An 11458-nucleotide genomic window follows, 5' to 3' on the forward strand; every position below is an offset into this window, starting at 1 on the left:
GGGCATTGCCGGCGCGGGCGCCATGGCTGCGGTCGGCATGGCGATGCGTCCGACGGGCGGTGCGGCCGGACGGCTGAGCGCCGGCTGGCCGGTCTGCGCCGGACGGTTCATGTCGAGCGACAGATAGTTCGGGGCCGGCTGCTGCGAGGCCAGTGCGGCGATGCCGGTGGCGACCACCGAAACGCGCATCCGCCCCTGCATCGTGGCGTCGAAGGTCGAGCCGAAGATGATGTTGGCGTCGCCGTCGACTTCTTCGCGGATACGGTTGGCCGCTTCGTCGACTTCATGCAGCGTCATGTCGAGGCCGCCGGTGATGTTGATGAGAACGCCCTTGGCGCCCTTCATCGAGTGGTCTTCCAGCAGCGGATTGGAGATTGCCGATTCGGCGGCAACGCGGCTGCGATCCGGACCTTCGGCTTCGCCGGTGCCCATCATCGCCTTGCCCATCTCGCCCATCACCGTACGGATGTCGGCGAAGTCGAGGTTGATCAGGCCCGGCATGACCATGAGATCGGTGACGCCGCGCACGCCCATATGCAGCACGTCGTCGGCCATCTTGAAGGCGTCGGCGAACGTCGTCTTCTCGTTGGCGATCTTGAACAGATTCTGGTTCGGAATGACGATCAGCGTGTCGACGACCTTCTCGAGCTCGGTGATGCCCTGCTCGGCCGACTGCATGCGCCGACGGCCCTCGAAGTGGAAGGGCTTGGTCACGACGCCGATGGTGAGGATGCCCTGCTCGCGCGCCGCAGCGGCGATGACGGGTGCCGCGCCGGTGCCAGTCCCGCCGCCCATGCCGGCGGTAACGAACACCATGTTCGCACCGTCGAGAAGCTGGAGGATTTCGGGAAGCGCTTCCTCGGCGGCCTGGCGGCCGACCTCGGGCCGCGCACCCGCACCCAGGCCCTGGGTGATGGTGATACCGAGCTGCACGCGCCGATCGGCGAGCGACTGGCCAAGCGCCTGAGCGTCGGTATTGGCGACGATGAATTCCACGCCTTCCAGCGCGGCGCTGATCATGTTGTTGACGGCGTTTCCGCCCGCGCCACCGACACCGATGACGGTGATACGTGGCTTAATCTCCGACTCCTTCTGAGGGAGACTGAGGTTGATTGTCATTCGGCTTTCTCCACGCAAACGAGGGGGTTATCTGCTCGGAGCGTCGGCGTGAGACCCCTTTTTGGGTGGAGCCCCTTCACCGCCACCGGCTTTTTATTCTTTCTATCTACAGCCTGTTGGGGATTGCCATTCCCCATACAACATATTGCCTAAAAATTTTCCCGTATCCAACTGCCAATCCGACCGATGCGCGTTGCCGGCGCTTCCGAAGCGGCGGGCTGACTTTGCGTGACAGCGTGGTTGTGAAGGGCGAACGACAGAAGCCCCGCCGCCGCAGAAAATGCCGGCCCGCCTGTCGAATCTGCGAGTCCAGCTAGCCTGAGCGGCGCGCCTGTACGAACTTTCTTGTTCAGGATCGCGGCCGCAACTTCCGGCACGCCATCGAGTTGGCAGCCACCGCCGACCAGAACCGCACGACCGCCGGCCAACTTATCCACACCGCTCGCCTCGAGTCGGCTGCGCACCAACTCGAACGTCTCTTCGACGCGCGGTCGAATGATGCCGACGAGAATCGACCGGGGGATGTGATTGGGACGCGTGCGATCTTCTTCGCCGATCAGCGGCACGTCGATGATGTCGTATTCGTCGTTGGGCTTGGCGACGGCGCGGCCGATCTGGGTCTTCATCCTTTCTGCATGCGCCAGCGGCGTCGAGAGGCCACGGGCGATGTCCCGCGTCACATGTTCGCCACCGACGGGGATCGAGTCGACGTGCACGAGGTGGCCTTCATAGAAGACGGCTATCGAGGTGGTGCCGGCACCCATGTCGATGAGCGTGACACCGAGGTCGCGCTCGTCGGAGACCAGCGAGCTGAGGCCGGCGGCATGGGCGGCCACGACCCGGTCGGCGATCTCGAGATGGGCGCGGCGCACGCAGACCTGGAGGTTTCGCATGGCGCCGCTCGCCGCGGTCACGAGATGGACATCGACCCCCAACCGCTCGCCGAACATGCCGCGCGCATCCCGCACCGGCGTGCCGTCGACCGAGTAGCCGATGGCAGCGGAGTGGATGATGTCGCGGTCGGCGGTCTCCGCAGGCAACTGGATGTGCTGCTGGACACGCCGGACGTCGCGCTCGCCGATCTCGTGATGGCCGATCGCGACCTCGAGGCTCTGGTTGTGCGAGGCGGCCGACCCGCCGCTGACGCCTACGATGACGTCCCGGACGTGCTCGCCACACATCTCCTCGGCGGTCGATACGGCTGACGAGATCGCCCGCGTGGCGGCTTCCATGTCGACGATGTTGCCGCAGCGCATGCCCTGCGCCGGCTGATGCCCGATGCCGACGACCCGCAGCCCCTGCCCGTCCACGCGCGCCACGAAGCAAACGACCTTGTTGGTTCCGATGTCGAGCGCTGCAATGACGCCGTTTCTCGTCTTCGCCACGATGTCCCCCGTCTCTACGCGTACACGTCCAGTATCACATCAATATCACGCCGGCCCGGGCGTAGGCTCGCCCGTGTTGCGTTTTCTGAGATAAAGCTTGTCCGGCAGTCTGAGATCGACGACGCCGAACTCGCGCGACAGCAACTTGTGCTGTCCGTCGAGCTTGGCGAGCTGCTGCAGGGCCGCGACAGCGTCTTCCTCCGGCAGCCAGATCTCGACGCCATTGTTCAGAACCAGATTCCAGCGGCGCTGGCCGACCCAGACGGCCGCGCGCAACTGCCGGGACACGGCCGGCTCGTAGGTCAGCAGCAGCAGCAGATCGCCGACATGCTCGGGCGCACCCGGACCACCAAGCAGCAGCAGGCTTTCGGCGCCCGGCGGCATGCGGCTCGCCCGGACGGTGCGGCCGTTCTTGTCGATCAGCGTATACTCGTTGCCGTTCTGCCAGATCGCGACGGCGCGACGCTCCTTCAGCGTGACGTAGAGCGTGTCGGGCAAGCGGCGTTCGACCGTGGCCCATTCGACCCAGTCGATCGCTTCGAGCCGCCGGCGCGAGGCCTGCAGGTCGATGCCGAGGAGCGAATCACCGCGGCTCACATTCAATGCGGCCAGGATGGCGCTGCGCTCGACATAGTCGCGGCCCTCGACCGTGACATCGGCCAGCTTGAACGGCGTGATGGCGCCAACGACGGCGCGCGACGCTGCATCGATCCGGTTCTGGGCCTCGACCAGCCAGCCCTCGTGCCATGCCCACCAACCGCCACCGCCGCCGCAGCCCAACAGCAGGACGATGACGCCGAGCAGCAGCGGCTGGCGCCAGAACGGCCGGCCGGACTTGCGGATCGGCGCGCGCTTCTTGCGGCGGTCGTAGTCGCGCCGGGCGGTACCGGCCTTGGGAACGGCTTTCTTGGGGGCCGTGGTCACACCGGGGACCTCGCGTGATCGATCATCCAGGTCATGAGTTCCGGCCAGGAAATGCCGGCCCACTTCGCCTGCTCCGGCGCCAGCGACAGCGGCGTCATGCCGGGCTGGGTATTGAGTTCGAGGATGACCAGGCCGGACGTACCGGCTTCGGCGTCGTTCCAGCGAAAGTCGGCACGGGCAAGGCCGTCGCAGCCAAGGGCCTGGAACGCCGTGAGCGCCCATTGCCTGGCAAGCTCGTAGACTTCCGCGGGGATCGGCGCCGGGATCAGGTGCTCGGTAATGCCGTCGGTGTACTTGGCCTCGTAGTCGTAGAACCGTGTCTTCGGCCGCAGTTCGGTGACGGCGACGGCCTTGTCGTGCATCACCGCGACGGTGAGTTCGCGGCCGGGGACGAACTTCTCGATCAGCACGCGCTCGCCAAACGCCGCTTCGGCGGCTTCGACAGCTGCGAGATTGTCGCCTTCGCGCACGATATGCACACCGACGCTGGAACCCTGGTCGATAGGTTTTACCACATAGGGGCGCGGCATGGGATCGCCAGATGCAAGCAACCGCCGTTCGATCACCTTGCCTTCCGCCACCCGCAGGCCGAGCGAGGTGAAGACGTGACGTGCCATCGGCTTGTCCATGGCAATGGCCGAGGCCAGGACACCGGAGTGCGTATAGGGTACGCGCATGATCTCCAGCACACCCTGAATGCAGCCGTCTTCGCCATAGCGGCCGTGCAGTGCATTGAACACGACATCGGGTCCGCCGCCCGCGGCCGGGCGCAGGAAATCGACCAGCGCGCGCAAGTCGCGTTTCACGTCGTACTCGATGACCTCGTGCCCACCTTCACGCAAGCCTTCGGCGCAGGCCTTGCCGCTCACCAGCGAAACCTCACGCTCGGGCGACCACCCGCCCATCAGGACCGCGACGCGACGCGTCATGCCGGAACTCCAATACGACGAATTTCCCACTCAAGCCGAACACCGCTCTGCTCGAACACACGACGGCGAACTTCCTCGCCCAGCGCCTCGATATCGGTGGCCGTCGCCGCGCCGAGGTTGATCAGGAAGTTGCAGTGCTTCTCGGAAACCTGCGCCTCGCCGATACGCAGACCACGGCAGCCGGCGCGATCGATCAGCTCCCAGGCCTTGTGGCCGGGCGGATTGACGAAGGTCGAGCCGCCAGTACGGCTGCGCGGCTGGGACTCGGTGCGGGCCGCATCGATCTCGGCGATGCGGCGGGCGATCGCGAGCTGGTCGCCCGGCGTCGCCGCCAGGCGGGCCGAGGTGAAAATCCAATCCGCCGGCGCCTCGCTGTGGCGATAGGTAAAGCCCAAGTCGGCGCCGGTGACCTTGTGGACGCGACCGGCACGATCGACGGCTTCGGCCGAGACCAGCACCTGCGAGAGGTCGCCCTGATAGGCCCCGGCATTCATGGCGACCGCGCCGCCGATCGTCCCCGGAATGCCGCTCAGAAACTCCAGGCCGGCCAGCGCATGGTCCCGCGCCGTCAGCGCCACGTTGAGGTCCGGCGCGCCCGCTCCCGCGATGACCTCGTGACCTTCGACCTCGATGCCGGTGAAGCCGCGCATCAGGCGGATGACGACACCTTTCACGCCGCCGTCGCGCACCAGGAGGTTGGAGCCGACGCCCAGCACCGTGACCGGCACGTCCTGTGGCAAGGCCGCAAGAAAGGTCGAGAGATCCTCGACGTCGGCCGGTCGGAACAGCACCTCGGCCGGACCGCCGGCGCGGAACCAGGTCTGCGGTCCGAGCGGCGCGTCGGCCACCAGCCGCCCCCGCGGCTGAGGCAGCCGGTCGATAAGGTGGGGGGTGGACGTCGCGAGCGCCATCATGCGACCGATCCGGAATCATTCGCCACGGCGCGCGGACCGGCCTTTTCGGCGGCGAGCTGCTGAATCTGGCCGGGCAGCGCATGAGCCCAGGCCGTGATGTTGCCGGCACCGAGACAGACCACGACGTCACCGGGGCGCGCCATCTGCCAGATCATCGCCGGCAGGTCGCCCGGCCCGCCGAGCGGCGTGACATCGCGATGGCCGGCGCGCTGGACCAGGCCGACCAGCATGTCGCGGTTGACGCCCTCGATCGGCGCCTCGCCCGCGGCATAGACGTCGGCGATAATCACCGCATCGGCATCGCTGAAGCAGGTCGCGAACTCGTGACGCAGCGCGCCCAGCCGCGAATAGCGATGCGGCTGCATGACGGCAATCACGCGGCCCGACCCGCCATAGGCCTGGCGCGCGGCGCGCAGCACGGCGGCGATCTCGACGGGATGGTGGCCGTAATCGTCGATCACCGTGATGCCATGGGCCTCGCCGGTCTTGGTGAAGCGCCGCTTCACGCCGGCGAAGGACGCCAGCGCCCGGCGGATCGTCTCGTCGGGCAGACCCATCTCCTGCGCTACGGCGATCGCGGCCAGGGCATTCTGGACATTGTGCTGGCCGAACATGGGCAGGCGCAGGCCGGTTATGGTGCGCGACTCGTTGGTGGCGCGGTGCTCGATCATCACGTCGAAGTCGGCGCCGCTGCGGTCGAGCTTGAGGTTGATGGCGCGGACGTCGGCATTGGCGCCGAGGCCGTAGGTAATGATGCGGCGGTCGGCGACGCGCGGCAGCAGCGCCTGGACCTCGGGATGGTCGAAGCAGAGGACGGCGAAGCCGTAGAAGGGAATGTTCTCGACGAAGCGGACGAAGGCGTCGCGCAGCGCGTCGAAGGTGCCGTAATGGTCGAGATGCTCGGGATCGACGTTGGTCACGACGGCAATGGTCGCCGGCAGCCGGAGGAACGAGCCGTCGGACTCGTCCGATTCCACGACCATCCAGTCGCCCTCGCCCAGACGGGCGTTGGTGCCGTAGGCGTTGATGATGCCGCCGTTGATGACCGTGGGGTCGAGGCCACCGGCGTCGAGCATCGAGGCGACCAACGAGGTCGTGGTCGTCTTGCCGTGCGTGCCGCCAACGGCGATCGACCATTTGAGCCGCATCAGCTCGCCCAGCATTTCGGCGCGGCGCACCACGGGCACAAGACGCGCCCGGGCAGCCAGGACTTCGGGATTGTCCTTCTTGACGGCGCTCGAAACGACCACGACCTGGGCGTTGGAAATGTTGTCGGCGCGATGGCCAATGGACACCTTGATGCCGAGGTCGCCGAGGCGCCGCGTGTTGGCGCCCTCGGCAACGTCGCTGCCCTGAACCTTGTAGCCGAGATTGTGCAGGACCTCGGCGATACCGGACATGCCGATGCCGCCGATGCCGACGAAGTGGATCAATCCGAGGTCGAGCGGCAGTGCCCTCATGCGGGAACTCCTGAAGGCTGGAGAGAAAGGCCGGTGAGCTCGGCCACGACGTCGGCGAGCCGTGCGGCGGCGTCGGGGCGACCGGCGCCATGCGCCGCGGCGGCCATCGCGGCAAGCCGCTCCGGTGCCTCGAACAGCATCGTGAGATGTTCGGCCAGCGTTGCGGCATCGAACGACGCATGCGGTACGACAATACAGGCACCCGTCGCCTCGAAGGCGCGGGCATTGGCCGTCTGGTGATCGTCGGCCGCGTAAGGATACGGGATCAGAATCGACGGCCGGCCGATCGTGGCCAGTTCGGCCACGGTCGAAGCGCCGGAGCGGCCGATCACGAGATGGGCCGCGGCGATGCGTTGCGGCAGGTCGGAGAAGAACGGCGCCAGCTCGGCCACGACGCCGTGCTTGGCGTAGATCTTGCGGACGCTGCCGAGATCCTCGGCGCGGCATTGCTGCACGACCCTGAGCCGCGGCCGCAGGGCCGGCGACAGCGAGAGAAGCGCCTGAGGAACGACCTGGCTGAACGAGGCGGCCCCCTGGCTACCGCCGAACACCAGCACGTCGATGATGCGGCCGTCGCTCGGGGAGCGGTAAGGCGAGGCGCGCAACGCCCGCACCGGCTCGCGCACCGGATTGCCGACAAGCCGCGCCCGCGCATCGTCGGCGGGGACAAAGCGGGTGCGCTCAAACGACGTCGCGATCAGCCCGGCGCTGCCCTGGACCAGGCGGTTCGCCTTGCCCAGCACGGCGTTCTGCTCGTGCAGCATCGCGGGCAGGCGGCGCAGACGGGCGGCGACCATGGTCGGCACGGAGGCATAGCCGCCGAACCCGACGACGGCCGACGGTGCGATGCGGCCCAGCACACGCCACGCATCGAACAGGCCGACCGCCAACGTCAGCAGCGCCTTCGCCTTGCTCTGCAGGGAACCCGTCGGGCTGGCCGACCGAATGTAGTGGATCGGCCGGCGCGACAGCGCGCCCTGCCACTGCCGGCCACGCGAATCCGTCACCAGGGCGAACGGGACGCCCCGGGCCTCGAGCTCGCCCGCCAGCGCCTCGGCGGGAAACACATGCCCGCCGGTGCCGCCGGTCGCGAGGACAACGGGGCCGACTGCCGCCATCAAACTGCCTCCCGCAGGCCGGCATGTTCGCGCGTCAGCGACAGCATCATGCCGACGCAGATCGCCATCGCCAGCGCGGACGAACCGCCGTAGGAAATGAACGGCAAGGTCATGCCCTTGGCGGGAATGAGCTGGATGGTCGAAGCCATGTTGATGGCCGCCTGCAGGCCGAACTGCACCGCAAGGCCGGTGGCGGCCAAGGTGATGAACAGGCTCGTCTCCTTCGAGGCGCGCGACATTGAGCGCAGGGTGACGAAGCCGAACAGGCAGAGGATCAGCAGGCAGACGACGAGACCAAACTCTTCTCCCGCCACGGCCATCACGAAGTCCGTATGGGCGTCGGGAAGCTGCGCCTTCACCGTACCCTCGCCCGGCCCGCGACCGAACAGCGAGCCGTTCATGAAGGCTTCCAGCGACGTGTTGACCTGATAGTTGTCACCCGACGACGGATCGAGGAAGCGATCGAAGCGGCTGCGGACGTGGCTGAACATGAAGTAGGCGCCGACCAGACCGCCGACGCCCGCAACTGCGCCGAAGCCTGCGACCCACATCGGCAGACCGACGACGAAGAGCTGCACGGCCCACACGGCGGCCACGACGACGCTCATGCCGAGATCGGGCTGCAGCACCAGCAGCGCCAGCACGCCGCCGACCAGCAGCGTGGACAGAAGATAGCCCGGTGCGCGCCGCTCGGTCCGGCTCTGCGCCAGCAGCCAGGCGGAGATTACCGCAAGGCTCGGCTTCACGAACTCCGACGGCTGCAGGCTCGACAGGCCCGGCACGGAGATCCAGCGCCGCGCGCCCTTGATCTCGATGCCGATGACGAAGGTCGCCGCCAACAGCACGACGCTGCCGCAGAACACCAACAGCGCCAGCCGGCGTACATGCCGTGGCGAGGCGAGCGAGATTGCAAGCATCAGCAGGAGCGCCAACGGCAGGAAGAGGAACTGGCGTCTGGCGAAGACGAAGGAGTCGGCGCCGATCCGTTCGGCAGCCGGCGGCGAGGCCGCGAGCGTCAACAGCACGCCGAATGCCATGATCGCCAGGATAGCCCCCAGCGACCAGCGATCGACCGTCCACCACCACTGCCCGATCACACTGCGGTCGTCGCGCGGAACCTGGATCAAGCCGCCCTCCCCAAACTCTCGGCCCCGGGCAGCGCCCGCGCCATGGCGCGGAAAGCATCGCCGCGATGCTCGTAACTCTTCCACTGGTCCCACGAGGCGCAGGCCGGCGACAGCAGCACCACGGCAGGTGCCGTGGCCTCGCGTTGCGCTAGCGCATGGGCCGCATCGAGCGCCGACTGGAGATCGCCGCAACGGGTGTAGGGAACCTTACCATCGAGCTGGCCGGCGAAAAGCTCAGTCGCCTCACCGATCAGAAAGGCGTGGCGGATGCGGTCGAACCACGGTGCGAGCGGCTCGACGCCGCCCTCTTTCGCCTGGCCTCCCAGGATCCAGTAGATGTCGCGATAGGATGACAGCGCCCGAGCCGTCGCGTCGGCGTTGGTCGCCTTGCTGTCGTTGACATAGACGACGTGGCCGACGGCTGCGACGCGCTCCTGACGATGCGGCAGGCCTCCGTAGCTCTTGAGGCCGTTCACGATCCACTCGCGCGGCACGTCGAGCCACCGGCAGGTCGCCCAAGCACAGGCTGCATTCTGGGCATTGTGGTCGCCCGGCAGGGTCGGCACGTCGGAGAAGTCGACGGTATAGCCGTCGGCATCGATCAGCATGCCGGCGCGGTAGGACACGCCGCCGGCAACCGGCCGGTCGAGCGCCACCGGCACGCAGGCGATCCCGGGGCGCGCCGCCATCTCGCGCTCGACCGCACGTGACGGCTCGTCGTCGGTGCCGATCACGGCGCAGTCGCCGATACGCTGGCGCGCAAAGATGTTCTTCTTGGCGGCGACATAGCCTGCGAGATCGCCGTGACGATCAATATGGTCCGGCGTGATGTTCAGCCAGATCGCGACATTGGCGCGAAAGGTCTGCAGCAATTCGAGCTGGTAGGACGACAGTTCGAGAACGTAGATGCCGCCTTCGCCCAGCGGCGCGAGATCGAGAGCGCCGCGACCGATATTGCCGCCGACTTCGCAGCGCAGGCCGGCGTCCTGAAGAATGTGACCGATCAGCGACGTCGTCGTCGACTTGCCGTTGGTGCCGGTGATCGCCACGAACTGCGCTTCCGGCTGGGCCCGCGCCAGCAGCTCCACGTCGCAGATGATGGGTTTGCCTGCGGCGCGCGCGGCCACGGCCGCCGGATGCGGCTGGGGCAGGCGGTTGGGAATGCCGGGGCTCATCACCAGCGCGGTGACGTGCGACCAGTCGACGGTCGACGGTTCGGCGATACGGGCGCCCGCCCTCGCCGCCTCGTCGCGCGACGACGCGTTGTCATCCCAGGCGGTGCAGTCGATCCCGGCCGCCGTCAGGGCACGAACGGTCGCCAGGCCGGAGCGCGCGAGCCCCAGCACGACGAACGACGAACCCTTGAGGATGGCGAGATCGATCATCCGCTCACCTCAGCTTGAGGGTGGCGAGGCCGGCCATCGCCAGAATGGCGGCGATGATCCAGAAGCGAAAGACAATGGTGGGCTCGGCCCATCCCTTTTGCTCGAAATGATGGTGCAGTGGCGCCATGCGGAAGACGCGGCGGCCGGTCCACTTGTAGGACAGAACCTGCACGATCACCGAAACCGTCTCCAAGACGAACAGGCCACCGACGATGGCGAGCACGATCTCATGCTTGGTGACGACCGCCACCGCGCCCAGCGCACCGCCGATGGCGAGCGAGCCCGTATCGCCCATGAAGACCATGGCCGGTGGCGCGTTGAACCACAGGAAGCCGAGCCCTGCGCCGACCAGCGCCGCCAGCAGGACGGCAAGCTCGCCGGAGCGCGGGACGTGATGCAGGTAGAGGTAGTTCGTGAGGATCGTGTTGCCGACGACGTAGGCAATCAGGCCGAACACCGCCGAGGCCATGATGACCGGACCGATCGCCAATCCGTCGAGACCGTCGGTCAGGTTGACGGCATTGGAGGCGCCGGTGATCACCAGGACGCCGAAGGCTACGAAGCCAACGACACCCAATGGGATCAACAGGTCCTTCAGGAACGGTACCGCGAGCATGTAACGCAGCGGCGCCGGCGACGCCTGCGCCACCAGATAGACGCCGATACCCGAAGCGACAATCGAGAATGCAAGCTTGAGCTTGCCCGGCACGCCCTTGGGATTGCGCTTGGTGACCTTGAGGAAGTCGTCCCAGAAGCCGACGGCACCGAAGGCGAGCGTGACGCCGAGCACGATCCAGACATAGTGGTTGGTCAGGTCCGCCCACATCAGAGTCGCGGCCGAGAGCGTGATCAGGATCAGGAGCCCACCCATGGTCGGCGTCCCCTTCTTGGTCACGAGGTGGCTGGCCGGACCGTCGTTGCGGATCGGCTGCCCCTGTTTCTGCTTGCTGCGCAGCCAGCGAATCAGCGGGCCACCGATCAGGAAGCTCAGCACCAGCGCCGTCAGGAAGGCAGCGATCGACCGAAAGGTCAGATACTTGAAGAGATTGAGGGGGCTGAATACGTCCGCCAGCGGATAGAGGAAATTGTAAAACATT

The 11458-nt window shown here is 67.1% G+C and carries 10 protein-coding genes; all 10 read right to left on the reverse strand.

Features of this window, described 5'->3' with window-relative positions; genetic code table 11:
* The coding region (ftsZ, locus tag BN60_RS16170) for a cell division protein FtsZ (protein WP_020697140.1) at window positions 1-1119 on the reverse strand (1119 nt) is incomplete at its 3' end.
* A 149-nt stretch (window positions 1120-1268) separates the two neighbouring features.
* A complete protein-coding gene (gene ftsA, locus BN60_RS16175; RefSeq protein ID WP_020697141.1) occupies window positions 1269-2504 on the reverse strand; it encodes a cell division protein FtsA in 1236 nt (411 codons plus the stop codon).
* 45 nt (window positions 2505-2549) lie between these two features.
* Window positions 2550-3428 (reverse strand): cell division protein FtsQ/DivIB, encoded by an 879-nt coding sequence (locus BN60_RS29005; RefSeq protein WP_020697142.1) that lies wholly within the window; start codon window positions 3426-3428, stop codon window positions 2550-2552.
* Window positions 3425-4357: a D-alanine--D-alanine ligase gene (locus tag BN60_RS16185; protein ID WP_020697143.1), complete on the reverse strand. Its 933-nt coding sequence runs from the start codon at window positions 4355-4357 to the stop codon at window positions 3425-3427. Before BN60_RS16185 ends, BN60_RS29005 begins: the two co-directional genes overlap by 4 nt.
* A complete protein-coding gene (murB, locus tag BN60_RS16190) occupies window positions 4354-5268 on the reverse strand; it encodes a UDP-N-acetylmuramate dehydrogenase (protein WP_086002731.1) in 915 nt (304 codons plus the stop codon). Before murB ends, BN60_RS16185 begins: the two co-directional genes overlap by 4 nt.
* Window positions 5268-6731: a UDP-N-acetylmuramate--L-alanine ligase gene (gene murC / locus BN60_RS16195; RefSeq protein ID WP_020697145.1), complete on the reverse strand. Its 1464-nt coding sequence runs from the start codon at window positions 6729-6731 to the stop codon at window positions 5268-5270. Before murC ends, murB begins: the two co-directional genes overlap by 1 nt.
* Entirely contained in the window at window positions 6728-7849 is a 1122-nt protein-coding gene (murG, locus tag BN60_RS16200) for an undecaprenyldiphospho-muramoylpentapeptide beta-N-acetylglucosaminyltransferase (protein WP_020697146.1), read from the reverse strand. Before murG ends, murC begins: the two co-directional genes overlap by 4 nt.
* Window positions 7849-8976, reverse strand: a complete 1128-nt coding sequence (locus BN60_RS16205; protein ID WP_020697147.1) for an FtsW/RodA/SpoVE family cell cycle protein — start codon at window positions 8974-8976, stop codon at window positions 7849-7851. The genes murG and BN60_RS16205 overlap by 1 nt, the downstream gene beginning before the upstream one ends.
* The gene (gene murD, locus BN60_RS16210; protein ID WP_020697148.1) at window positions 8973-10361 is read right to left on the reverse strand and encodes a UDP-N-acetylmuramoyl-L-alanine--D-glutamate ligase; all 1389 of its coding nucleotides are present in this window, start codon (window positions 10359-10361) and stop codon (window positions 8973-8975) included. Before murD ends, BN60_RS16205 begins: the two co-directional genes overlap by 4 nt.
* Before the next feature lie 4 nt (window positions 10362-10365).
* Complete coding sequence (gene mraY / locus BN60_RS16215; RefSeq protein WP_020697149.1) at window positions 10366-11457, reverse strand: phospho-N-acetylmuramoyl-pentapeptide-transferase; 1092 nt, start codon at window positions 11455-11457, stop codon at window positions 10366-10368.
* Window position 11458: the final 1 nt, after the last annotated feature.

The organism is Reyranella massiliensis 521 (assembly GCF_000312425.1).
In the GTDB taxonomy this organism is placed as follows: Bacteria; Pseudomonadota; Alphaproteobacteria; order Reyranellales; family Reyranellaceae; genus Reyranella; species Reyranella massiliensis.